Here is a 24,227-nt window from a genome sequence, read left to right on the forward strand (position 1 = left end):
ATGGAATTGAAAAATGCTTCAATGGCCCGCCCACTCAAAGATCACTTGCTTTAATGCAAAAAATGAAGTCATCGCCGACTCTGCTCGCAGCAGGCTGGATTTGGCAGACTCGCTGATGTTGCACCACGACCACAAGAAGCCATTAACTTGTCACATTGAGGTTCTCACCAGGTCGGTCGACTGGACCACCTGGAACTCAGTCAATGTGAAAAGGATTGAAGACCATATCGTCTACGACCTTGAATTTGACGGTTACCAGGTAAAAATCGAACGCGTCAGCAAGCCCAGCAGAACGTTGTGCAGCAAACCCTTCCGGTGGCAGCTCGAAATAAGCGTTGAAGAGGACAACGCGCTTGCGCTGGATAAAAAGCCTATCGGCACGCGTTTCAAGGTGGCTCGAAGCGATGCCTCGGTCAAAACCATTCAAACCACTATCGAGAAGGTGTTCGGTTTACCCCATGGCTCCGTTTGTTTACTGACGCCCGATGGCCAAAACGCCAATTTGCGCACCTCCATAAAAAACCTGAGGAGCAAATGGAAACAGAGCTAACGCTTACCCCCTGTCGGCGCCCTTGCCGCGGGCTAGCGTAAGCAAGGGCGCAGGTAGAGACTCCGCGGTTGCCGATTCAGGCGCCGAGTGAACCCAGCACGCGTTGCAGCGTGTCCCGAGTGGCTTGCGTACACGCCTGCATCGGCTGGCGCAACTCGTCTGCAATCAGGTTTTGCAACCGCAGCGCCGCCTTCACCACGGCCGGGTTTGGCTCGGCAAAGGCCACCTTGATCCACGGCAGCAACTGGTAGAACGTGCCACGCGCAGCCGCCCAATCGCCGCGGTCGACCTGCTGCAACATGCGCACATACAGGTCGGCGCGCACATGCGCGGAGGCTGAAATGGCCCCGGCACCGCCCAGGCACAGGTTGTTGAAGATCTGCAGGTCTTCACCGGCCAGCACCTGGGCGTGGCCGTCCTCGATCAGGGCCATGGTGGTCTCGCTGTCACCACTGCAGTCCTTCACGGCCGCAATACGCGGGTGGCGCACGATGAGTGAGGTGCACGCACAGTTGTAACCAATAACTGGAGGCTGAAGGATGGTGCAGGGTGCCGCGAAACGAGGGGCAAAGCCCTTGCCAGATCGCAAAGCTCTGGCACCCTGCAAAACAGTGCAGGCATCGCAAACCCCCGCCATGCTCACCATTCCTCAGCAACCTCACATAACCTGCTGGGCTGAGTGATTCCCTCCTTGGGTATTACCTAAATAATAACTTTTACATTTCTCGCGGTTAGCTTCGCAAGAATGTAAGGCTCACTTCCCGCACAGCCCTTAGCTTTATCTAAAAGTTTTGGATTCGGGTCCCCGGCCCACAACCCAATCACATCATAAAGCAACCAGCTGGCCAGGCTTTTACCAATATTAGACGCGAAATCAGGGCTGATACCTGTAGGGGATGCCCCTCGGGCAATGAGATCCAGATACAATCGCACCGGAATCACGGGCATGGGTGCCACTGCACACGGACCCAAAAGCAGTAAATAGCTTGATGGCGTTTGTAAAATAAGATTCTGGAGCTGTGAAAAGTCAATGGGATAAGAACCAGACTTGCCAACCACATGCCCGCCATGGAGGCGCTTTGCTTGAATGAGCGAAGCGCGGCTCGTGAATGGCTGATTCCCCAGGTCATGCGCCTCAAAAACAAGGCATATATCTGTTGAAAATTTCTTCGCAGCTAAATGAGGATTACCCTCTTCGAATTTCCCGACGATCCGATAGCTCAGCTCAAACTCGAGGTGTTCATTCTGTTTGCGTTGACTGGCAAGCAATGAGACTTGATCGTTTATGTTTTTGAATATTGCTGCGAGCTTTTCGAAAAGCATCGCCACATGGGTTTCTTCTCCACTGCCCCCAGTCTTTGGAACCCAGTGACTGTAGTTGGCCGCACCTGCTTCGAACTCAGCCTCGATCAGACGCTCGATCGTTGCGTCCGCCAACCAAGTCCTCGGGGGAGCGCCACAGTTGGAAGATGTCGACAGGTTCAGTCGAATAGATTGGGCCTGCTGCAGAAGCTGAGCGGCGTCGGGGGCTTGTTCGATCAAGCCGCGCACGGCTTCGGCGCGTAGCCTTACCAGTGAGTCAGGGTGGCTCGCCATCTCAGACAAGGCCTCACCCACTTGATTGCCCCAAACCTCAAGTACTGCAAAAATAATAGCGCGATCATGGTCAACATGACCGAACCATAAAAGCAGTTCGGTCACCGCCATTCTTAACGAGCGATTGTTTCCAACAGCGTCTCTGAGCTGACGACGCCAAGCGGCCTCTGATTCTGCGCATAGGCTATTCAGCCTGAGCTTCGGCCTCGGGCCGTGTGGATCGAACCGGACAAATGAGAGTTTCTCCCAGGCCAAGGTCACGTCCGCCGGCAATGCCACGCTGACATGTTCTCTGTCACCCCACAGAAGAAGCAGAAGTTGAACCCACGGACATTTCGGAGTCCACTTATACGCAAGATTCGAAAACGCTTGAACATTGTCAGCGGATGACGGGTTGCGATCAGTGAGCGTCAATGCCCTGATCAAAAGTGGGCGGAGGTAAACCGGGTTGCCGCAGAGCATGGCTAAACCCTGCAGCTGCCACACTCCACTGGAATAATCATCGACATAGCAGGCGACCGCTTGATCGAGGAGCGCTGGGCTGCTCACAAGTAATGGCCATTCGTCGAGTAGCGATGCAAACCCAAAGAATTCACTATTAGTTTTACGAAAACAAGATAACGCTTTATCTGCTAGCGCCTTTTCAAAATCCGACCAATTATCGTTTACAAACCACTCGACTTTTTCACGAAAAAATTCAAGCGCCTCTAAATCACCCTCGCTTTTTTTCAGCTTCGCCAACAAATACTGCCTTATTGAAAGCGCATGGGTCGCGTCAAAGCCCAGGCTGAGAACACCTCGCTCAACGGATTCCCTAAGCGATACCCAGTCCAGCTCCGGGGGTGCCAATTGATTACTGAAGTACGCGATGGTTTCGGCTTCGTACTGCGCTAGACATAGACGGGAGAAGTGTTTTTCACTTATTTCCTCGCCATCTGTACCCACTGGATTCATAAGATCGTCAGTCATTACACTTCCTTGATTTCCATCATGCATGGCGCTTGACATCCCATCCTTCAAGTAAAATATTCGGTGACTACCAACACGATTGCAAGCTCGACATACAAGCTCTCAACTATCGAGGGCGGTCGAACAGCCTCATTAGCAGCGAAAAAACCAGGTTGATACCTGGCTTTTCCGTGGGCTGCGTGGGCCTCTTCGCAGCACAAGGCTGCTCCTACAAGGCAGCGGACAGGCCCAGGACACCTGCGAGCTTGTCGCGTATGGCTTGGCTGCATGATTGCATTGGCTCACGCAGTTCGTCGGTCGTCAGCCCCTGCATCTGCAGCGCCGCCTTCACCACGGCCGGGTTCGGCTCGGCAAAGGCCACCTTGATCCACGGCAGCAACTGGTAGAACGTGCCACGCGCAGCCGCCCAATCGCCGCGGTCGACCTGCTGCAACATGCGCACATACAGGTCGGCGCGCACATGCGCGGAGGCTGAAATGGCCCCGGCACCGCCCAGGCACAGGTTGTTGAAAATCTGCAGGTCTTCACCGGCCAGCACCTGGGCGTGGCCGTCCTCGATCAGGGCCATGGTGGTCTCGCTGTCACCACTGCAGTCCTTCACGGCCGCAATACGCGGGTGGCGCACGATGCGGCGCAGGGTTTCACGCTCGATGCGCACGCCGGTGCGATAAGGAATGTCGTAGACGATCACCGGCACGCTGGCAGCATCGGCCACGGTGGCGAAGAACGCTTCGATACCGGCCTGCGAAGGACGGATGTAGCAAGGTGCGGGAACCAGTAGCCCGCCTATGTCACGCTGCTGGATTTCAGCCTGCAAGCCCAGCAGTTCGCGCAGGTTGTAACCCGACAGGCCCATCACCACCCTACCCGGCTCAACCCAGGCCAACACGGCATCCAGCACGGCCAGTTGCTCAGCCTTGGACAACGCCGCCGCCTCCCCCGTGGTACCGCACACCACAAAACCGGCCACGCCGTCTTCGAGCAGCTTCTTCACCAACCGCTCCAGGCCAGGGAAATCGATTTCGTTGTCGCGCATTGGCGTGACGAGGGCGATCCAGATACCACGGAAATTCGACATGCAAAAACTCCTGATGTTGACCGAAAGTCAGCGTCAGAGGATGAAGAGTCGAAGTGGTCTGGCAGGGATACCTGGCGCCTTCTGTCTCGTCAGCCCACCTGACGAGACAGCGCGCCTCGGTCAGATGAGCGGCTGTTTCTTGGATTTCTTGGCAACGGCAACGCACGCGCCTGCCTGGGCGATGAAGCCCGAAGCGGAAATGGCGTGGTTGGATATGGACATGCTGGCAAGCCCGTTGCGTAGATATGGCTGGATAATGGTGGTGCGTCGGGGCTGCTGTCAACCCTGGCCATGTCGATGCAGTCAACGCCACTCGCTGTAGGGTTCCAGCGGCGTTACCGGCAATGCCAGGTTGCCGCGCCATGGCTCGAACAGGTAGCGCAGGTAGAGCATGCCATGGCTAGGCGCGTAGTCATCGCTGTGCTGCCAGTCGAAGCCGCCGCCCAGCACCCACTGATCACTCAGGCGCCGTTCGAACAGGCCACGCACGCGATAGCCCAAGCCGCTGCTGTCGCTGGCTTCAGTCATGGCATCGATGTTGGAGTCAACGCCATGCTGCGCCAGCACCTTGCGATTGACGTGCGCGTGCGGATACAAGCGACTGCTGTCACTGTGGGCCTGGGACCAGCTGACGGAACCTTCCAGCAGCACCGACCAATCGTAGTTGCGCCAGGCATAACTGACCGGCACGCCCACCGAGCTGTAGCGCTGCGGGCTGTAGTAACCACCCTGCCCCAGGCTGTAGCCGCTCAGGTCCTTGTCGTGGCGCCAGTGCATCAGCGTCAGGCCAACACGCACACGCTCGTCGGCCTTTTCCACTACGCGGTGGTAATAGCCCGCCATGGCCCGAGTACGCTGGTTGTCAGCCACGTTCTCGCCGTACAGCCAATGGTGCCCCAGGCTGGCCCACACCCCGTTGTCGCCGCCTTGGTCCCAGCTCAGGCCCAGCGTGGCACCGTTGGCGGTGACCCCGCCCCAGCGCACGCCCGTCGGGCGGTCGCGTGCCCCGGCGAACGACAGCAGGGAATTGCTCATCGGCCGGCGCGAGGCGGTCAGCGACCAGCCAACCTGGCCCAGGTCACCGTTGACCGTTGCGCCGCCCAGCCAATTGTTGATGGCATAGCCTTGGGTGGTGCCCAGGTCGAACGCCCAGCGGCTGCCCTGCCAACCCAACGCCAGCACGCTGCCGTTCGCTGTCTGCGAACCGCCCGTACACGCCGGCAGCGTTTTGCCGTCGGCGGTCTGGCCAACGAACTGGCAGCTGCCGAAGTCGGGGGTGTAGCGCCCCTCATCGTTCTGCTCGAACGCGCCTGCATCCATGCCGATGCGCTCTATCCGCGCAAAGGCAGTGCCGTCCTGCCAAGGGGTATCGACATGCAACAAGGTCGAATGCTTACTCAGTTCGGAAGTGCCAGGCGTACCGTCGTCCGCGCGCCAGCCGTAATCGTGCATCAGCGTCACGTGGGTATTGCGCTGGCGATACAGGGCATCCACGTCACTGCGCAGGCTGCGCGCCAGCCAGTCGTCACCCTCCTGCTCGCGGCTGGCTAGCGTCAATGCACGGTCATCCCGTGGTGCTAGCGCAGCGCGGTCCAACAACTGTGCATCAGCCATGGCTGCCGCATAGAGGTCCAGCGCCCGTTGCGGGTCCTCCTGCACTACCAGGCGGGCGGCGTCGCGCCGTAACAACGGATCGGGGCGCGTCTGCTGCGCTGCGACCCGGTCGAGCTGCCTGGCCGCCTGCTGGTGTTCGCCCAAGGCAACCCAGACCGCCGCCAGGCGTCGCTGGGCATTACTGTCATCGGCAGCCAATTGTGGCACCTGCACGCCCAGCATGTGCCGAGCCTGCGCCAGATTACCCTCGGCCACTGCGCTTTCCATCACCCCAAGGCGCGCATCGGCTCGGCCAGGTTGCACGGCAAGTACACGCTGGTAATAGCCCCGCGCTTTACCAGGCTCACCAAGCGCGGCGGCCCAGTCGGCCAACAGCATCAGGTCATCCGGGCTGGCTTCGCCACGCGCCAGGCTGGCTTCAAGCAAGGCTGTCGCATCGGCGTTGCGGCCTTGCGCCTGCAACTGCTGCGCCGAGGCCAGGGTCATGCGCCGCTGGATACGCTGCTCAAGCGCGTGCATGTCCGGGGTCCAGGCCGGCTGCGGTATCGCTCCCAGGCTGTCCAGGGCCAAGGCATCACGGTCGCTGGACTCCAGGAACAGACCGTGGGCATAGCGGGTTGCCGGGTCATGTGGCTGGTGCTGCACCACCCTGGCGAAGGCTGCGTCGGCCTCGGCGGTGCGCCCCTGATGACGCAGGCTATTGGCCAACTGGTAGACCAGCCAAGGCTCATCAGGGGCCAAAGACGCGGCCTGGTTCAGCACCTGGCTGGCCGTCGACCAGTCTTCGCGCTGCAAGGCTTCATCCCCTTGCTGGCGTAAGCGCGCCAGCGCCAGGCTGCGGCGCAGGCTGGCGAACTGCGTTTGCTGACGTGCTGGCAGGCTGTCCAGGAGGGCCTGCGCCTTGTCTGGCGATTGCGCCTGGTAAACGCGCATCAAGCCACGCACGGCAATGCCGTTATCCGGCGCCATACGCCGGACCTGCAGAAACTGCCGTTCGGCAGCAACTGTATTGCCCTCGGCCATTAACACATCGGCCAGGCCCAACAAGGCGAACTCATCGTTTGGACGCTGCTGGCGTGCCTGCTGATAGCGTGAGCGCGCTGTTGGCAGGTCGTTTGCAGCAAGCGCACGGTCCCCGCTCTGGATTACCGCCCAGTATCGGCTTGCCGACACCATATCGCTCCATTTGCTGATCTTGTAGCTGTCCTGTTCCTTGTCAGTCGCAGCCCGAAAAGATGCATTGGCTTGGTCGTATCGCTTTTGCGACATCAGCGCATAACCCAACGCCCCATGTAGGCTGGCATCGTCTGGGTACTGGCGCAGCGCCCGGCGCAGCTGTGCTTCGGCTTCGGCATGACGTCCCTTGTCGAGCAGCGCCTTGCCCCGTTGACCAGCCTGCCAGGCCGGGTCGGCCAACAGTTTGCGCTGCTGTTGCAGATTCTCGCTGGCCTGCGCCAACAGTGGCGAAGCGGGGTAGCGCTGGACAAAGGCTTGCCAGGCCACCGCGCTGCTGGCACTCACCGCTTGCCCCGCCAAGTAATCGAACTCGCGCTGGGCCGCAGCATCCCGTGCACCAGGGTCGCGTGACAGCTGATCGAGCAAGGCCAAAGCCTCGCGATCGCGCTTTTCGGCGAACAGCCAACCGGCCAGGGTCTGGCGCAGCCCGGCACTGCCTGGGTACTGCTGATCCAACCGCTGCAACTGGCGAATCGCCCCAGGGCGCTGGCCCGGCAGATTGCCGCGCACGCGCCAGTAGTCCAGGGCCAACTCCAGGCTGGGTGGCTCGCCAGCAAACAGCTGCTCGTACACCGCCAGTGCCTCTTCATAGCGGCCGGTCACCGCCAACAGGCGCGCCTGCTGCAAGCGCCGCGCAGACTCAGGGTGTTGCAGCTCAAGCAGGCGACTGGCTTGGCGTGCTTGCAGGCTACCAGGTGCCACGGCACTGATCCGGGCGCCCAATTGCTCGGCAGCGCTGCTGTTCTTTTCGCGCAGTGCCAGGCTCAAGGCTGCCAGCAATACATCCGGATTGCGCGGTTCCAGCAACTGCAGCCGGCCCAGTGCATCACGGACCAGGTCGTCACGGTGCAGCGCTTCGCCGCGACGTACCTGGTCCAGCAGCCATTGGCGCTGCTCATCGGCATCCTTGGGTTGCGCCGCTGCCTGGCAGGTGACTGTCGCCAGCATCAGCACGCCGATCATTCGTTGCATGGCGCGCTCCAGGCCGGCAACAAGCGGCCGTGCGGGTCAAAACGATAACGGGCCTCATCCCAGCCTTGGCCGAACAGCACCAGCACCTGGCTGTAATACGCCTTGGCCTCGACCGGCTGATCGCGCAAACGCTGACGCTGGGCCGCCAAGCCGGCCACGTGCGCCGGCGAGGCTGCCAGCAATGGCAGCAATGCCGCAGAAAAGCCGGCCGGCCCCTGGCCGCTGGCTTCGCCGCTGCGTGCGTCCGCGCGCTCGGGGGGGAGCCCCTGGCGCTGGGTCAATGCCGCCATCGGCGCGTAATGGGCGACCAATTCGTTGCGTTGCACCGCATCCTTGGCCAACATGCCGACCCACAGGTACACACGAATGGCGTCGTAATCACCGGCACTGCCATGCTGCGGGTCTGCCGCTGGCTTGCCGGCCGGTGTCCACAGCAACCAGTCCGGGGCGAAGCCCTTTGGCGACGAAGCCAACCACAAACGCCGCGTATTGGCCGCCAGCTCTCCCCACAAGGGGTCCACCTCGCTGAAGCGGTCGAACAGCTGCAGCGGCAGGTAGCTGGGGTTCAGGCGGGTACCCTGGGCGTCCTCGAAGCCGTAGTCACCTGGCAGCAGCATCACCCCAAGGCCTGGGAGCTTGCGCACGGTCTGCGCCGCGATACGCCACAGCAGGCGCTGGCCCAGTTGCGTGTATGCGGGCTGCTGCCACAAGCGCCCTGCTTCCAGCAGGCTGTAGGCGATCCACAGGTCGGCATCGCTGGCGTTGTTGGCGTCCAGCACCTGCCATCGCTGCTGCTCGTTACGCCCCCACAGCCAGGCCGGCAGGTGCCTGGCCAGGTCACCTTCGGCGAGGTTGTTGCCGGTCCAGCGCAGCAACTGGGCGAAGGCGTCGCGGTCATTGCCCACCAAGGCGAAGAACAACCCATAACTCTGCCCTTCCGACGTGGTGATCAAGCGCGCGTCACTCGGGTCGATCACCCGGCCGTCCGCACTCACCAGCTCGGCCTTGAAACGTTCCCAGGCAGGCCATGAGCACGCCGCCTCGGCATTGGCGAAAACGGGCAGGCCCAGGGCGACCAACCCTACCAGCATCTGGCGCATCATCACCTCGCCTCACCCAAGCGGCGCTTGCCGGCCCAGCGCAATGCTCGCCACAGCAAGAAAGCGAACAGCACCACGCACACCGCCGCGATCGCCGCCAACAACACCGGGTGCTCGGACAAATGGAACCACAGCAGCAGCCACCACGGCAGCGCACCGACAAAATAGTGCTCGCCCACAAACTGGCTGCTCAGGCCACTGCTGCGCACCAGCGTTACCGAGCCTGCCACCGCATCGAGCTTGCCCACATCGCCAAGCACATCGCGCAGCAACGCGTAATCGCCGTCGCTGTTGGCCAACAAGGCGACCACGCTGCGCTGTTGGTGAAATGGCGATTTCAGGCCGGTGATGGCGGCAATCGGCGCCTGCGCACTGACTGCCACGCGGCTGCTCGCAGCCACCGGCTCGGTATCGAAGCGCTGGCCGCCAGGTAACCTTGCGCTGCGCCCCTGCAGCAGCCAGTCACGCTGAGCGCTGAGCAGCAGGCCAAGGTTGGGCGCATCGCTCAAAGCCTCGGGCAGGTTGCCGATCAGCAACAAGTCGGCGTCTGCCGTTGCGGCGTGTTTCCAGTCATCGATCAGTTGCAGGCCAAGCGCCGGATAACCGATCTGCCCGGCTAGCCCGCCAACCGTGTCGAGCAACGTACCAACCTGCATCGCCGTGGGTTTGGCCGGCATGATGACCAGGGTCTCGGAAAGGTCGGCCATGCGGCTGAACGGGAAGCCGCTGCGGGCGAAGGCACGCAGGTCGGGCATGGCGATGTAATGGTGATAACCGGACAGGTCGATGGTCGAGTTGTCGTCGATCGCTGCGCGCACGTCTACCGGCAGCGAGGTCTGGCAGCGGTCACGCTGAGCACTGCCCAGGGTACTGGCAAAGCTGAAATCGAAGCGGATGCGGTTGCGGTCGCCAATCTTCAGCGCCGGTACCAGCGACTTCTCGGTCACTGCCGTGTTGTCAGCGGACAGCACGGCCAGGCGCATTTGCTCGAGCGTACCGCCGCGCCGGTCATTGCCCACCAGCGGCATGCTGGTGATGTACTGGTCGTTGACGCTGATGCTCAGGCGCGATTCATCGGTCACCGCCGGCGCCGTGTAGCGGTACAGGGTGCGTAGCGCAATGCCCTGGTTACGCCACACGAACAAGTCGGGTGGCAGGTTGAGCTCCAGTGTCACAGGTCGCGGTTGCAGGCCGCTGACTTGCAGTTGCTCAGGGTAATCCAGCAGCTCGGCAAAACGTACCGGCCGATCAGTGCGCGTCCAGTTCGGCGCATCGTAGGGCTGGCGCGGTTGCAAGGCAGTCATCTGCTCCACCTTCACCCGCGCGCCACGGAACAGGTTGTTGCCAACCGCCAGCGCCGAGGCCGCCTTGACCAGGTCGTCGTCGTTACGGCCCAGCACCAATAGCACTTTGCTGAAGCGGTCGTCGGGGTGGTCGATCATCTGCAGCACCGGGCCATCGACCAGCGGGAACTGCTGCAGGTCGGCGAGCAGCGCCGGGCGGCGGTCGTTGCTGGCAAACACGATGCTCGGTGCAGGCTTGTCGCCACGGGCAGGCAATTGGTTGTACAGCACCGGAAAGCTGGCCTTGCGCCAACCGGCCTGGCTGCCGAAATAGGACGCCAGGATGGCCGCCGCACGCTGCTCGCCCAAGCTCGGCACGCCGCTGAACACCACCGGCAACTCCACCTTGCCGGTATCGCGCGCGTCGAAAAATGGCAACGGGAAATACGCCAGGTCGTTTTCCAGCACCAGGGCTTGCTCGTGCAACTGCACCTGGCTCTTGCGGTTCAGGTTCAGCCACAGGCCGCTGTGCGCTGGGTCTTCGCAAATATCGGTGTAGTGCCCGACGAACTCCAGGCGTACTCGGTTGAAGTCGCTGAGCAGCTTCGGGTCCAGCGGCAACTGGCGGCGCACGCGTTGCCCCAGCTGGTCCTTCTCCACCAGCACCACGCCCATCAATTCGTCATTGAGGTAAACACGCAGGTGCGACAGGTTCGGCAGCAGCGCCGGCGAAGGCGTGTAGTCCAGTTGCAAGCTGGCCTCGGTGGCCAGGCGGTCGCGACGCAAGCCGAACTCGATATGCTCGCTGTTGCGTACACCCAGCAGCAGGCTGTCGGATGCATGCCCAAGCTGCTCGAAGGTTTTCGCAACCGGCCAGTTCGGTACCGTGGGTGTAGGTATTGCGGGCTCGGCAAGCGGGGCTTGGGAGGTAGCAGCGGCGCTCTGCGACAAGGCGGCGAGCAGCGCCATCGCCAGGCCCCAGGCACGCGCGGGATAACCAGTCATCATGCGTCTCGATCAACAGGGTTCATGGAAGGGATTGCCCGCGGTGTGCGGGGCCAATAGCTGGCCAACCACAGCGCCAGCGTACGCAGTGGGCGCAAGCGCGCCCTCAGCCAGGGTGGCATGTGCTCGAACAGGCGCAGGTAACCGACACCGCCCAGCTTCAGTACATCGATCAGGCTGCGCAGCGGGCGCTCCACCTCATGCTGCTCGCTCCAGCCAAGCCAGGCATCGGCACGGGCAAAGGTGCAGTGGACCAGATCGATGCGCTGTTGCTGGTCAAGTGCGTGGAACACCAGGCCCACGTGTTGCCCGACGGTACGGGTGACACACGCCTGGAAGGCGAACTCACGCTGGCCGCGATTGAGCAGCAGACGTACCTGTTCCCCCGGTTTCAGCTCTAGGCCTTGCTGCACCTGCAGGCCGACACCGCCATCGGAGTAATCGACCAGGGTGCAGGGGTAGGCATGACCGCTGGCCAGTACCAGCCCCGCCGGCAAGCGCATCTGCACGCGGTGGGCACGGCGCACCTGGCGCACTTCGGCGGCCACGGCAACGGCGGCGCCAATGATCAGCAGGTTGTAGATCACCCACAGCGAACTGACGATCACCGTGCCGATTTCTGCCGTGGGGCCGGTGAACAGGCGCCACACGGCAAAGCCCAGGCCAACCACGTTGAGCGCCGCCAACCACAGGTAAGGCTGGGCGATACGCCAGTCGAACTGCGCCTGCTCCATCAGGCCGCCTTTGGCGGTGACGTTGAACTTGCCCTTTTTCGGCGCGAACAGCGCCACCGTGGTCGGGCGGGCGATGTACCAGGCCAGCACGGTCTCGTACACCTCGCCCCAGAAGGTTTGCCGGTACTTGCCCTGCATGCGCGAGTTGGTCAGGCTGGCGTGGATCATGTGCGGCAGCACGTACAGCAGAATCATCAACGCCGGTGCGTAGATGATGTAGGCATGCAGCAACAGGAACGCCAGCGGCGCGGTCAGGAATATCAGCCGTGGCAAGCCGGCCAGGAAGTGCAGCATGGCGTTGGCATAGCACACCCGCTGGAACAGGCTGAGCCCACGCCCGAACAACGGGTTGTCGGTGCGGAAGATCTGCACCATGCCACGGGCCCAGCGAATGCGTTGGCCAATGTGCGCCGACAGGCTTTCGGTGGCCAGGCCCGCGGCCTGCGGAATGCTCAGGTAAGCCGACGACCACCCCTGGCGGTGCATGCGCAGGGCGGTGTGGGCGTCTTCGGTCACGGTCTCGACGGCAAAACCGCCGATGCTTTCCAATGCGGTGCGGCGCAGCACGGCACACGAGCCGCAGAAAAACGCCGCGTTCCACATGTCGTTGCCATCCTGAATCAAGCCGTAGAACAGTTCGCCTTCATTGGGGCGACGGCGGAACGAGCCGAGGTTGCGCTCGAACGGGTCGGGCGAGAAGAAATGGTGCGGTGTCTGCACCAGCGCCAACTTCGGGTCTTTGAGGAACCAGCCCACGGTCATTTGCAGGAAGGAGCGCACCGGCACGTGGTCGCAGTCGAAGATGGCGATCAGCTCGCTGTCGGTCACACCCAGCGCATGGTTGAGGTTGCCGGCCTTGGCGTGCTTGCTGTCGGGCCGCACGATGTAGCCCACCCCGGCTTCGTCGGCAAAAGCACGAAACGCATCACGGCGGCCGTCATCGAGGATGTAGATGCGCAGGCACTCGCGCGGCCAGTCCAGGCCCAGCGCGGCCAGTACCGTGGTGCGCACCACCGACAGGTCTTCGTTGTAGGTGGGAATCAACAAATCGACAGTCGGCCAGTGCTGCGGGTTGGCCGGCAGGTTGGCCGGTTTGCGCTGCAACGGCCAGCTGGTCTGGATGTAACCCAGGATCAATACGAACCACGAATAGGTTTCGGCTGCCAACAGAATCACCCCGAACACCAGGTCGGTGGTGTCGTTCCAGTTCAGGGTCGAGGTGTAGCGCCACCACAGGTAGCGGCACGAGATAATGGTCGACAGCACGATCAGCATCAGGGTCGGGAAGCGCCCCGGCATGTGTCGCACCAGCATGGCAATGCCCAGCAACAGGCAGATGAACATCAGTTGCGCCAGGTAGCCGAACGGTTCAGTCACGCACAGCAGGGCCAGGCTTGCGGCGCACACCGTCAACACGCTGTAGAACACCCGCCGGGCGAGCACGCTAAGGCCGCGCAGGCGTGCCGAGGCTTCGTGCCTGAAAGCACTGGCGCGGTAGCGCGCGGGCACCCGATGCAGTGCATCGATCAGCAGCCCTCGGTAATGGCGCCCAACCTGGCCAACACCCCGCAGTCGCAAGCGCACTGCGCCCCATGCTCGGCGGCCAGGCCCTGTTGTGCGTGCCACCGGTTGACGGCGCACCAGCAACCACAGGCTCTGGATCAGCAGCCGTAGCGGGTCACCCAGGCTCGGGCGCTTGCCTGAAAGCTGCGGGTACAGGCGTTGGCGTTCGGCCAGCAATGCCTGCCAGGCGGGTGACTCCAGGCGCAGGAACAGAAAGGCCAGCCACACGCCCAAGGTAAACAGCCAGGCAACCGGTAGCCGCGCACCACGGGCGGTGAACCACGTATAGGCCGACAGAGGAGTCAAGGTCACGGCCCGCGCCTCGTCAGGCAGCGTACCGCCAGGCTTTGTACGTCCCGGCAGGCCAGGCTCTGCGGGGCGTAATGGCCAAGCGGCGCCTTGCACGCCAGGGCTTCGAGGAAGGCTTCGTCGCGGTGGACCACCTGGATCGGCAAGCGCTCACCGAACAGGTCGCGCCACACCATCAACAGGTCGCTCTGCAAACGGCTGGCCGGGTCGTAGCGATTGACCAGCAGCATGTCGTAGTGCTCAACCGGTCGGCGCCCGAGCAGCAGGTGGCTGGCCATTTCGGCCTCAGCCACCAGTACCCGCACATCGGTCTCGATGCCGTTGCCAGCGCTGTCGGCCAACGGTTGCGGCAGGTCGAACAACACCCAATCGAACTGCTCAGCCAGTTCGGCCTGGCGAGCACGCCATGCCAGCGCGTCAGGCACAAGGTGCCGCGAACTGCCAGGCAGGTTGCCGAACGGCAGCAGGCACAGGCCATCGAGCACCTCATACACAGCATCGCTGGCCGGCCGCCCTTCCCGCTCGGCCAGCGCCCAGCCCTCGGACGTATCCAGCGGCAGGTTGAAGTGCAGGCCGAGCAAATTGCTTGGGCACAGGTCAATCAGCAGCACCCGCTCGCCCATACCCTGCAGCGCATAGCCCAGCGCAGCCAACAAGGCGCTGCGCCCCAGGCCTCCGCGCACCCCGTGCAGGGCCAGGCTGGTCATGACGAAACGCCCTCGCGCTGCCTGACAGCCGCGTACAACCCGTCCTGGCTGCTGGCCCGACAGCTTTCACCCAGCAACGGCCAGCGCTGCAGGGCTTGCTGAACGCCCACCAGCATCGAGATGTCCTGGTAGTTCAGCTCGGGCATGTCCAGGTGCTGGCGCAGTTGGGCGATGTCGTCGCTGCGGTCGGACGGGTCTGCCTTGCCAGTGATCATGGGCGCTCCTTGGGGATGGGCTGCCAGTCAGGCTGGCCTTGCAGGCGCATGTAGGCGCGCCCCTGGTAATTCAGCACCTGCGCGCCGGCGGTTTCGGCAACCTGTTCGGTGGTTGGCAGGTCGGTCAGCAGGCCGGGCACATCCAGCACGTGCTGCTGGCCCAGGCCCGCGTACACACGGGAGATCAGCTCGGACAACGCCAGGTAACTGGTGGCTGCCGTGACCCGCAGCGGCTCGCTGCGGGCAGGTTGGCCCATGCCGATGAACTTCAGCCCGACTGGCACATGGGTAATCGACGGCGTGGGGATTTCGCGCATGCCCGACAGCTGCATGCGGTCGCCATGCAACGCAGCGCCATGCTCTGGAACAATGGCCACCACTACCCGGCGGCCACTGCGCTCCAATTCGTCGAGGAAGGTGCCAAGCTCGCCGAACAGGCGATTGGCGCGGGTGGCGTAGTCGGCCACGCGGGTACCGCCGTCGGCGGTGACGATACGGTTGCCGTCATGCAGGCTGATGCTGTTGTAAAACAGCGACACATGCTCATTCGCAGTGCTTTTGCGTTGCCCCCACCAACGGCGCAATACCTCCAGGTCGCTGGCGATCGGCGAGCCGTCGAAGCCCACCAGTGCCCTTGGGAAGTCGGTATTGCGCATGCCCGGTTGTGGCATGCGCTGCTGGGTAATGTCACCGATGAAGTTGTCGAACCGGCCACTGTGGTTGAGCAAAGTGTTGCTCTGGAAACCCAGCCGGGCCAGGTTCTGGAACAACAGGCACTGCTCCGGGGCAGGCTGGTACAGGCCAGCATGCGACGACTGCCCACAGCTGGCACGCAGCACGCGAATGGCGGCTGGGCCGCTATAGGAAGTTGCCGAGTTGAACTGGTCGAAGACCACGTCCATGCGCGACAGCAACGGGTTGTCGCGCAGCCCCACGGCGGACAGGTCATCCCAGGCCAGCGAACAGATGTTGATCACCAGCAGGTCGAACGGCTGTTCATCGGCATTCACGGCAGGAAACGCCGTTACCCGCTCGCGCTCGCTGGCGAAGAAGCGCTCAAGCCAGCTGTCGAGCGTGGCATTGTCAGCGGCTGCGGTGGTGGGCAGCGGTTCGGCCGGGGTGCTCGTCACCACGCCGGGCGCCTGGCCCGCCCCCAGCGATGGCAAGCCGCCAGCTGCCAACCAGGCCAGCCCCAGCAGGCTCAAGGTGCTCAGGCGCAGCCAATGGCGCAGGTACAGGTAACCCACCAGCAACAGCGTCAGCGCGCCCAACAGGTTCCAGTTGACGAAGCGGCCCAGCAGTTCAAGCAGGTAGTCCCACGAAAAATCCAGCACCCCCGGCTGCGCCAACAGGCGGCTGAAGGGTGGTAGCCAAGTGTCCTGGTAGAACAGCGCGATTGCGATGGGTACCGCCAGCAGTTGCCGGGCAATACGCAGCCACTTGCCCGGCAACGGGATCAGCAGAAACGCAGCGAACAGCAGGTTTGGCAATGCCTGGAAGTCGAGCATGCCAAGGGCGACCAACAAAAATTTGGCAAAAAAATAGAGGTTCCACCCTCCCAGTCCAGGCCAGCGGGCCAGTACCGGGAGGGTGACGGTGGTATTAGTCATTCTGGGGGTCCTGGCGTACAGCGCGGTGGCGTACGCCCAGTGGTTTCAGGTAACGGGGGGAAAGGCGACGGCGCAACCAAGTGCGCAGGGCCGCGCACAGGCGCAACATCAACAAAGCCAGGCCCAATGTGACCAGGGCTGTAATGCCGACCACCTGCAGCAGTTGCACGAAGTTCATGCGCCCCCCCCGCTTGGCCAGAGCGACCTTGCGCGGGGCCAGTGCCGGCCACGCCTGTGCCTGCCGCTGCACCACCGGATCGGCCCGGGGTGGCTGTGGCAAGCTGCTGTCGAGAAACGCCGGGGCGGCCAGGCTGTCGAGGTCGGCAAGCACCTCCTGGCTAATGAACAGCTCTTTCCACGACAGTTGGAAGATGTGATCCAGCGCTTGTTCGACACCTTCGCAGCGGCAGGCGAACAGGAACAGGAACAACACCTCGCCAACCACGCACGCAATGTCGCCATCACGGCGGAACGCCGTGCGCGAGCAAGCCTGCAGTGGGGTCAGCCCAGGCGCCGGGTGCAGCACCAGTAACTGGTGGACGATTTCACCGTGACGCACACCCTGCCACATGGTTTGCACCGCTTCGGCGAATGCCCGGGGTGCCACCAGCCCGCAGATGGCCTGCGGCCGCAGGCGGGCCAGTAAGGCATCGAAGTCGCTTGGCAGGTTCCGGCGCCAGACATAGCCCTGGATGCTTTCGACCATGGTCAAAAAGCGCGACAAGCTGGCGCCGAACGGCACGATCTGGGTGGCGCCGCAGGCCAGCAGCAGTTGTTCGTCCTGGTAACGCAGGGTGGGTGCCATTTCGCGCACCACCAACTTCAAGGCATTGCCACGCCGCTGGCGCAGGCGGTGCAGCTGGCGCGCCAGGTGGTCCAGGCGCTGCCCACCATCGATGGCGAATATTACCGTGGCAGAGACCGCACGGCTGGCCTTGGCGCTCAGTTCATCAAGGCTTTCGCAGACCTGCCAGTGCTCGGAGAACGCGGGTGCGCCTTCCAGTACTGGGCGCTGGGCCAGGTACAGCAGCTCATCGCCACCGGTGTCGGCTGGCACCTGCGGCGCTCCGGTAACGGCAAAACCCGCATTACGGCGCTCCAGTTGCAGTTCACACGCACCAGCCTTGCCGAGCGGGTTGCTCCAGAAATGCTGCAGGTAGCGCACCCCACCTTTGCCACGGTACACCTGGGCCAACCCGTCCACGCTTTGATTGACTGCACGCAGGCGCTCGACCAGGGCGGTACCCTGCCCGCCACTGATGACCAGCAGCAGCGCTGCCTCGGCCACCAAAGCGGGGCGCAGGGCATTGCACCAGTGCTCGACTTCGGTGCCCGCCCAGGCATCGGCCGGTGCCAGCAGCACCAGCACACGCCCAGGGGCATCGAGACGGGAAAGATCATGCAACAGGTAGCGGATGGCACGCGGGTTGGCTTCATACAGCGCCAGCTCGGCCGGGCCGCATGCGGCGTCGAGCGCACCCAGCACGTCATCCATGGCTTGCGTTTCGGCAATCAGGGCTGCCCTGGTATGAGCGGGCATGCCTTCGACCACCTGGCGGCATAGCAAAGTGGCGTCTTCGGTGGCGTCACAGGCTAACCAATACAATCCTTGCTGATGAAGCTGGCTACTCTCGGCGCTCAGGCCGGAAATCGCCAACAACGGCATTGCATACGTCAAAACACTGGCTCTGCTAAGTAAATCGAAAGGGCTTGAAAGGAGAATGTGACATGCCCGCTGATGAAGCCTCATGAGCTACGTCAATAAAACGACAAAAACATCACGAAAGATAAAAGCGCGTCAATCCTACAGCACCAAGGCAATTTGCAATCAGACGAAAATGTAATCAATTGCAAAGTTTTGTTAACAGACGCCCCGCAGGCGCCCTGCACAGCGCTTGATGTGATGCACTTTGCCTGCATCGGTGCTGGCTGCTGAAGGCGAATCCCGCGCTGTGCTGTATGGTTACCGGTTAAGTAAAAATCGATATTCCGGAGACAAGCATGCTTGGTATCTTTGAGCGCAGGCTCGACCCCTTCCCGCCCGACGAGGTGCCACCGCCGCCAATGGGATTGGTGCGCTTCATGTGGGCCTGCACCCGCGGCGCCCGTGGCTACATCCTGGCGCTGGCACTGCTCAGTGCCGGGGTATCGATCTATGAAGCCTGGCTGTTCGCCTTCCTCGGCCAGGTGGTCGACCTGCTTTCGGCGTGGCAGGCCGGCGGCACCGTCGGCCCCGACGAAAGCCGCGTACTCTGGGGCATCGGCATCGTCCTGCTGGTTAGCGTCGGGCTGGTGGCGCTGCGCACCATGGTTCAACACCAGGTGCTGGCAATCAACTTGCCGCTGCGGCTGCGTTGGGACTTCCACCGCTTGATGCTGCGCCAGAGCTTGTCGTTCTTCTCTGACGAGTTTTCCGGCCGGGTCACCACCAAGGTGATGCAGACAGCACTGGCAGTGCGCGATGTGCTGTTCACACTCATCGAAATCCTCCCTGGGATTGGCGTGTACTTCATCGCGATCATTGCCCTGGCCGGCGGTTTCGCCCTGAAACTCATGTTGCCATTCATCGCCTGGGTCGTGCTATTCGGTTTGGCGATGCTGTATTTCGTACCGCGCCTGGGCAAAGTCGGGCAGGAGCAGGCCAACGCCAGGTCGTCGATGACCGGGCGGGTGTCCGACGCCTATACCAACATCACCACGGTGAAGCTGTTCTCCCACTCCAACCGCGAAGCGCACTTTGCCCGTGCGGCCATGGAAGATTTCAAGCAGACCGGCTTTCGTCAGATGCGCCTGGTCAGCCAGTTCGAAATCGTCAACCAGGCGCTGGTGGTGGGTTTGATCATGGGCGCCGGGGGCTATGCACTGTGGCTGTGGCACCAGGGCCAGGTCGGCACCGGGGCGGTGGCGGCAATTACCGCCATGGCCTTGCGTATCAACGGCATGTCGCACTGGATCATGTGGGAGATCACCTCGCTGTTCGAAAACATCGGCACCGTGCAGGACGGAATGGCCACCCTCACCCGCGGCCCCAAGGTGCAGGATGCGCCAGATGCTACCGAGCTGGTCACCACCGGTGGCGCGGTGAGCTTCGACAAGGTCAGTTTCAACTACAACGGCGAGCGCCAGGTGCTCAACGACCTCAGCCTTAACATTCGCCCAGGCGAAAAAGTCGGGCTGGTGGGTCGCTCCGGTGCGGGCAAGTCCACCTTGATCAACCTGTTGCTGCGCTTCTACGACGTGGACAAGGGGGAAATCCGCATCGACGGGCAGAACGTGGCCAAGGTCACGCAAGACAGCCTGCGCAATGCTATCGGCATGGTGACCCAGGACACCTCGCTGTTGCACCGAACGATTCGCGACAACATCGCCTATGGCCGCCCCGATGCAACCGAGGCGCAGATCCGCGCCGCTGCAGCCAACGCCCAAGCCGATGGATTCATCGGCCAGCTCAGCGACCGCCAGGGCAACAGCGGTTACGACACACTGGTGGGGGAGCGCGGCATCAAACTGTCAGGTGGCCAGCGCCAGCGCATCGCCATTGCCCGGGTCATGCTGAAGAACGCACCGATCCTGCTGCTGGACGAAGCCACCAGCGCGCTGGACTCCGAAGTGGAAGTGGCCATTCAGGAGAGCCTGGATGAAATGATGCAAGGCAAGACCGTGATCGCCATTGCCCACCGTTTATCGACGATCGCCGCCATGGACCGGCTGATCGTGATGGATGAAGGGCACATCATCGAGCAAGGCACCCACACCGAACTGCTGGCGAAGAATGGCACCTATGCGCGGTTGTGGCAGCACCAGAGCGGTGGCTTCCTGGGGGAAGACCAGGGTGTTGCAGAGGCTGTGGAGTAGGCCTGCTATTGGTTGGGGCCGCAGGGCGGCCCCAACTGTTGTTCTGGCGATGCGGCAATGCCTTGGCACTAACCAAACACATGAGAAGGCCGGCGCAACACCGGATCAAACGGGTTGATACGCTCGCCAATCGCCGCTGCCTCGCGCTTGAGCAATGCCACCACGGTCGGCATGCGGTTGGGCCCCAGGCGGTCGCTGATGGTCGCCACGCTCAGGGCCGCGACCGCATGGCCATTACGGTCAAGGATCGGCACCGCCAAACCGGCCATGCCGTCGAGCACGCCGGTATTGCGCCCGGCATAGCCCAGGCTGCGCACGTTGTCGATCTCGGCACGCAGCAGCACTTCGTCGTAATGATGAAAGTCCTTCAAGCGCGGCAAGTTGTAGCGGATCACCTCGTCACGCTCCTCCTCGGGCAGGAAGGCCAGGATCGCCAGGCTGCCCTGCCCCACGCCCAAGGCCACGCGGCCACCGATATCACCGGTGAAGGTACGGATCGGGTACGGCCCTTCGCTGCGGTCCAGGCACACCGCGTCGAACCCTGAACGTGCCAGCAAAAACAGCGAATCACCCAATGAAGCCGAAAGCCTCAGCAGGCTCGGGCGTACCACATCGCGTAGGTTGCCAGCCTGCCCGGCCTTGGCCGCGAGGGCGAAGAAATCCAGGCTCAGGCGGTAGCGCTTGCTGGTCGCACACTGGTCCACCATGCCCTCTTCGATCAGGCTGCGCAGCAAACGGTGGGTGGTCGGCTGCGCCAGGCCAACCCGCTGTGCTAGCTGGCTAACCTTCTCACCCTCGCCAGCGCAATCACCCAGCGCACGCAACACGGCGAACAAACGGGACACCGCAGTGACGCCGACTTCCTTGCCTTGTTCATTTCGTTTATCGGAATCCATTTTTCACTTAACCCTAAGAAATTCCAATGAGTGGAATAATTTCAAAATAGCTGTCACTCAGTGAAATTACCCTTTGTCGCCATCCTAATCATTGCCCTACTCTCCGGTCCATAGGGCGATATCACAACATCGGCCGCCGCCACAGAAGCGAGCGCCAACGTCCGTAAAAGCTTTGCTTTTCGCCGCTGGCGCTCTGCCCACCCTGAAACTGCCGGTTGACCCCGGTTCCGTTTGCGATGGAGCACAGCCATGACCTTTCTGTTGATCGACAAACTCTGCAAGCGCTATGGCGCCACGGAGGCAGTGGCCAGCTCGTCACTGTCCATCGAAAAAGGCGAGTTCGTCTCCCTGCTCGGCCCTTCCGGCTGTGGCAAGACCACCACCCTGCAGATGATCGCCGGCTTCGTCGAAGTCACCAGCGGGCGCATCGTGCTCGATGGCCGTGACATCACCCATGCCAAACCGGCCAGCCGCGGCCTGGGGGTGGTGTTTCAGAGCTACGCGCTGTTCCCGCACATGACCGTGCGCGACAACGTCGCCTTTGGCCTGCGCATGCGCAAGGTGGCCAATGCCGACATCGCCCGCCGCGTCGACCAGGCCCTGGCGCTGGTACGCCTGGACAAACATGCCGAACGCTACCCACGGGAACTGTCCGGCGGCCAGCGTCAGCGTGTAGCCCTGGCCCGCGCGCTGGTGATCGAACCGCCGGTGCTGCTGCTGGACGAGCCGCTGTCCAACCTGGACGCGCACCTGCGTGAAGAAATGCAGTTCGAGATTTGTCGCATTCAGCACGAGGTAGGCATCACCACCTTGATGGTCACCCACGACCAGGCCGAAGCCTTGTCGATCAGTGATCGGGTGGTGGTGATGGAAGCCGGGCGTATCACCCAGGTCGATGACCCTTACCGGCTTTACGAACACCCAGGCACGCCGTTCATTTCCGACTTCGTCGGCAAGGCCAACCGCCTGCGAGGCGTAACCGGCCCCGGCGGGCAACCGCAGGCTGCAGCCCAAGGCCCGCTGACCCTCAGCCTGCGCCCGGAAAAGATCAACCTTGGCGCCGCCGGCAGCGGCAAGCTGGCGGGCCGCATCAGCTGCCGCTACTTCCTCGGCAGCCAGTGGCTGTACCGCGTCGACACGGCCTTGGGCAACCTGGCCGTGGTTCGTGCCAACGATGGCAACGCACCGCTGGAGGAAGGCACGCACGTTGGCCTGGACTGGAACGATGCCCTGCTGCGGGTACTGAACGCGGCTGAGGTGGCGGCATGAGTACCGCAAAACTGCGCAGCAACGCCTGGGGCTACGGCCTGAGCAGCCCCGCCCTGCTGTTGTTCCTGGCGCTGCTGGTGATGCCGCTGGGGCTGACCGTGCTGCTGTCGTTCAACGCGTTCGACTACACCACGGGTATCCAGGCCGGCCAGTACACGCTCAGCCATTACTTGAGCCTGGTGACCGACACCTATTACTACGAGATCTTCTTCCGCACCTTCTGGATCAGTGCCCTGGTCACCTTGCTGTGTGTGCTGATCGGTATCCCCGAGGCCATGGTACTCAGCCGCATGGGTGCGCCGTGGCGCTCGATCTTCCTGATCCTGGTGCTGACTCCGCTGCTGATTTCGGTGGTGGTGCGGGCATTCGGCTGGAGCCTGCTGCTGGGTGCCGATGGCCTGGTCAACCAAGGCATCACGGCCCTCGGCGGGCAGCCGGTGAAGCTGCTGTACACACCGTTTGCGGTGATCATCGGCCTGGTCCACGTGATGCTGCCATTCATGATCATCCCGGTGTGGACCTCGCTGCAAAAGCTCGACCCGGCCGCCGAGCAGGCCGCGCTGTCGCTGGGCGCCAGCCAGTGGACGGTGTTCCGCCGCATCGTGCTGCCACAGATCATGCCCGGTGTGCTGTCGGGCACGTTGATCGTGTTCGGCCTGGCTGCCAGTTCGTTCGCCATCCCCGGCCTGCTGGGCGGGCGCCGACTGAAGATGGTCGCCACCATGATCTACGACCAGTACCTGGCCGAACTGAACTGGCCGATGGGGGCCACCATCGCGGTCGCCCTGTTGCTGATCAACCTGCTGGTGATGCTCAGCTGGAACCGGCTGGTCGAACGCCGCTACAAACGCGCACTTGGAGTTTGAACCGATGACCCGTAACGGCCCGTTGGCCCTGTCTTTTCACGCCCTGGTGATGCTGTTCATGCTCGCCCCGCTGGTGGTGGTGTGCCTGGTGGCATTTACCCCGGAAAACACCCTGAGCCTGCCCACCGCTGGCTTCTCGCTGCGCTGGTTCAGCGCCGTGTTCGAGCGCGCCGACTTCCTTGACGCGTTCTACAACAGCCTGAAACTCGCCGCCCTGGCGGCCTCGTTGGCCACCCTGATCGCCGTGCCGGCGGGCCTGGCGCTGACCCGCTACAGCTTCCCTGGCCAAGGTTTTGTCAACGGCCTGCTGCTGTCGCCGATCATCATCCCGCACCTGGTGCTGGGCGTAGCGCTGCTGCGGCTGTTCGCCCTGCTGGGGGTCAATGGCAGCTTTGCCTGGCTGGTGTTCGCCCACGTGGTGGTGATCACGCCCTACGTGCTGCGCCTGGTACTGGCTGCAGCCATCGGCATCGACCGCAGCGCCGAGCAGGCCGCACAAAGCCTGGGCGCCGGCCGCATCACGCTGTTCTGCAAAGTGACACTGCCGATGATCCTGCCGGGCGTGGCCGGTGGCTGGCTGCTGGCGTTCATCAACAGTTTCGACGAAGTGACCCTGTCGATCTTCGTCACCTCGCCCGCCACCCAAACGCTGCCTGTACGCATGTACGTATACGCCACCGAGTCGATCGACCCGATGATGGCCGCCGTTTCGGCCCTGGTGATCGCCGTCACCGCCCTGACCATGATCGCCCTGGACCGGGTATACGGCCTGGACCGCGTGCTGGTGGGCAAGCAATGAC

16 protein-coding genes and 1 pseudogene are annotated in these 24,227 nt (G+C 62.7%); 5 read left to right on the plus strand and 12 right to left on the minus strand.

Annotation, left to right across the window (positions count from 1 at the left end; translation table 11 throughout):
- The first annotated feature begins 13 nt into the window (after positions 1-13).
- Positions 14-550, plus strand: a complete 537-nt coding sequence (locus APH35_RS05875) for a hypothetical protein (protein ID WP_060514394.1) — start codon at positions 14-16, stop codon at positions 548-550.
- Between the two features lie 76 nt (positions 551-626).
- Here APH35_RS05875 and APH35_RS05880 read toward each other — a convergent pair.
- The 11 genes and pseudogenes from APH35_RS05880 to bcsE form a co-directional block, all read right to left on the minus strand.
- A pseudogene (locus APH35_RS05880) lies at positions 627-1,043 on the minus strand (dihydrodipicolinate synthase family protein); the annotation flags it as partial.
- Between the two features lie 209 nt (positions 1,044-1,252).
- On the minus strand, positions 1,253-3,115 hold the full coding sequence (locus tag APH35_RS05885; protein ID WP_060514395.1) for a hypothetical protein: 1,863 nt from the start codon (positions 3,113-3,115) through the stop codon (positions 1,253-1,255).
- A 208-nt stretch (positions 3,116-3,323) separates the two neighbouring features.
- The gene (gene dapA, locus APH35_RS05890) at positions 3,324-4,193 is read right to left on the minus strand and encodes a 4-hydroxy-tetrahydrodipicolinate synthase (protein ID WP_060514396.1); all 870 of its coding nucleotides are present in this window, start codon (positions 4,191-4,193) and stop codon (positions 3,324-3,326) included.
- A 303-nt stretch (positions 4,194-4,496) separates the two neighbouring features.
- Entirely contained in the window at positions 4,497-8,015 is a 3,519-nt protein-coding gene (bcsC, locus tag APH35_RS05900; protein WP_060514398.1) for a cellulose synthase complex outer membrane protein BcsC, read from the minus strand.
- Complete coding sequence (bcsZ, locus tag APH35_RS05905) at positions 8,003-9,118, minus strand: cellulose synthase complex periplasmic endoglucanase BcsZ (RefSeq protein WP_060514399.1); 1,116 nt, start codon at positions 9,116-9,118, stop codon at positions 8,003-8,005. Before bcsZ ends, bcsC begins: the two co-directional genes overlap by 13 nt.
- A complete protein-coding gene (gene bcsB, locus APH35_RS05910; RefSeq protein WP_082425710.1) occupies positions 9,118-11,406 on the minus strand; it encodes a cellulose biosynthesis cyclic di-GMP-binding regulatory protein BcsB in 2,289 nt (762 codons plus the stop codon). Before bcsB ends, bcsZ begins: the two co-directional genes overlap by 1 nt.
- The gene (bcsA, locus tag APH35_RS05915; protein WP_060514401.1) at positions 11,403-14,012 is read right to left on the minus strand and encodes a UDP-forming cellulose synthase catalytic subunit; all 2,610 of its coding nucleotides are present in this window, start codon (positions 14,010-14,012) and stop codon (positions 11,403-11,405) included. The genes bcsB and bcsA overlap by 4 nt, the downstream gene beginning before the upstream one ends.
- The gene (bcsQ, locus tag APH35_RS05920; protein WP_060514402.1) at positions 14,009-14,716 is read right to left on the minus strand and encodes a cellulose biosynthesis protein BcsQ; all 708 of its coding nucleotides are present in this window, start codon (positions 14,714-14,716) and stop codon (positions 14,009-14,011) included. The genes bcsA and bcsQ overlap by 4 nt, the downstream gene beginning before the upstream one ends.
- Complete coding sequence (gene bcsR, locus APH35_RS05925) at positions 14,713-14,931, minus strand: cellulose biosynthesis protein BcsR (protein ID WP_012272820.1); 219 nt, start codon at positions 14,929-14,931, stop codon at positions 14,713-14,715. The genes bcsQ and bcsR overlap by 4 nt, the downstream gene beginning before the upstream one ends.
- Entirely contained in the window at positions 14,928-16,541 is a 1,614-nt protein-coding gene (gene bcsG, locus APH35_RS05930) for a cellulose biosynthesis protein BcsG (protein ID WP_060514403.1), read from the minus strand. Before bcsG ends, bcsR begins: the two co-directional genes overlap by 4 nt.
- Positions 16,534-18,207: a cellulose biosynthesis protein BcsE gene (gene bcsE / locus APH35_RS05935; protein WP_082425712.1), complete on the minus strand. Its 1,674-nt coding sequence runs from the start codon at positions 18,205-18,207 to the stop codon at positions 16,534-16,536. Before bcsE ends, bcsG begins: the two co-directional genes overlap by 8 nt.
- Positions 18,208-18,542: 335 nt before the next feature.
- Here bcsE and APH35_RS05940 point away from each other — a divergent pair, with 335 nt between their 5' ends.
- Positions 18,543-20,396: an ABC transporter ATP-binding protein gene (locus APH35_RS05940; RefSeq protein ID WP_012272824.1), complete on the plus strand. Its 1,854-nt coding sequence runs from the start codon at positions 18,543-18,545 to the stop codon at positions 20,394-20,396.
- A gap of 68 nt (positions 20,397-20,464) precedes the next feature.
- Here APH35_RS05940 and APH35_RS05945 read toward each other — a convergent pair whose 3' ends face one another.
- Entirely contained in the window at positions 20,465-21,292 is an 828-nt protein-coding gene (locus APH35_RS05945; protein ID WP_012272825.1) for an IclR family transcriptional regulator, read from the minus strand.
- Positions 21,293-21,541: 249 nt separating this feature from the next.
- On the opposite strand from APH35_RS05945, the gene APH35_RS05950 reads away from it, so the two are divergent.
- Genes APH35_RS05950 through APH35_RS05960 form a run of 3 tightly spaced genes read left to right on the plus strand, consistent with a single transcriptional unit; the run spans position 21,542 to position 24,226 of the window.
- The gene (locus tag APH35_RS05950) at positions 21,542-22,561 is read left to right on the plus strand and encodes an ABC transporter ATP-binding protein (RefSeq protein ID WP_060514404.1); all 1,020 of its coding nucleotides are present in this window, start codon (positions 21,542-21,544) and stop codon (positions 22,559-22,561) included.
- Positions 22,558-23,427, plus strand: coding sequence for an ABC transporter permease (locus tag APH35_RS05955; protein ID WP_060493694.1), 870 nt, complete (start codon positions 22,558-22,560; stop codon positions 23,425-23,427). The genes APH35_RS05950 and APH35_RS05955 overlap by 4 nt, the downstream gene beginning before the upstream one ends.
- 4 nt (positions 23,428-23,431) lie before the next feature.
- Positions 23,432-24,226 (plus strand): ABC transporter permease, encoded by a 795-nt coding sequence (locus APH35_RS05960; RefSeq protein ID WP_019471212.1) that lies wholly within the window; start codon positions 23,432-23,434, stop codon positions 24,224-24,226.
- Position 24,227: the final 1 nt, after the last annotated feature.

The sequence above is a fragment of the Pseudomonas sp. NBRC 111132 genome (genome assembly GCF_001320565.1).
Lineage (GTDB): Bacteria > Pseudomonadota > Gammaproteobacteria > Pseudomonadales > Pseudomonadaceae > Aquipseudomonas > Aquipseudomonas putida_P.

Coding starts and splice junctions, on each gene's coding strand:
- APH35_RS05875 (WP_060514394.1), top strand. CDS start 14: ATGCTTCAATGGCCCGCCCACTCAAAGATCACTTGCTTTAATGCAAAA.
- APH35_RS05885 (WP_060514395.1), bottom strand. CDS start 3,115: ATGACTGACGATCTTATGAATCCAGTGGGTACAGATGGCGAGGAAATA.
- dapA (WP_060514396.1), bottom strand. CDS start 4,193: ATGTCGAATTTCCGTGGTATCTGGATCGCCCTCGTCACGCCAATGCGC.
- bcsC (WP_060514398.1), bottom strand. CDS start 8,015: ATGCAACGAATGATCGGCGTGCTGATGCTGGCGACAGTCACCTGCCAG.
- bcsZ (WP_060514399.1), bottom strand. CDS start 9,118: ATGATGCGCCAGATGCTGGTAGGGTTGGTCGCCCTGGGCCTGCCCGTT.
- bcsB (WP_082425710.1), bottom strand. CDS start 11,406: ATGATGACTGGTTATCCCGCGCGTGCCTGGGGCCTGGCGATGGCGCTG.
- bcsQ (WP_060514402.1), bottom strand. CDS start 14,716: ATGACCAGCCTGGCCCTGCACGGGGTGCGCGGAGGCCTGGGGCGCAGC.
- bcsR (WP_012272820.1), bottom strand. CDS start 14,931: ATGATCACTGGCAAGGCAGACCCGTCCGACCGCAGCGACGACATCGCC.
- bcsG (WP_060514403.1), bottom strand. CDS start 16,541: ATGACTAATACCACCGTCACCCTCCCGGTACTGGCCCGCTGGCCTGGA.
- bcsE (WP_082425712.1), bottom strand. CDS start 18,207: ATGCCGTTGTTGGCGATTTCCGGCCTGAGCGCCGAGAGTAGCCAGCTT.
- APH35_RS05940 (WP_012272824.1), top strand. CDS start 18,543: ATGCTTGGTATCTTTGAGCGCAGGCTCGACCCCTTCCCGCCCGACGAG.
- APH35_RS05945 (WP_012272825.1), bottom strand. CDS start 21,292: ATGGATTCCGATAAACGAAATGAACAAGGCAAGGAAGTCGGCGTCACT.
- APH35_RS05950 (WP_060514404.1), top strand. CDS start 21,542: ATGACCTTTCTGTTGATCGACAAACTCTGCAAGCGCTATGGCGCCACG.
- APH35_RS05955 (WP_060493694.1), top strand. CDS start 22,558: ATGAGTACCGCAAAACTGCGCAGCAACGCCTGGGGCTACGGCCTGAGC.
- APH35_RS05960 (WP_019471212.1), top strand. CDS start 23,432: ATGACCCGTAACGGCCCGTTGGCCCTGTCTTTTCACGCCCTGGTGATG.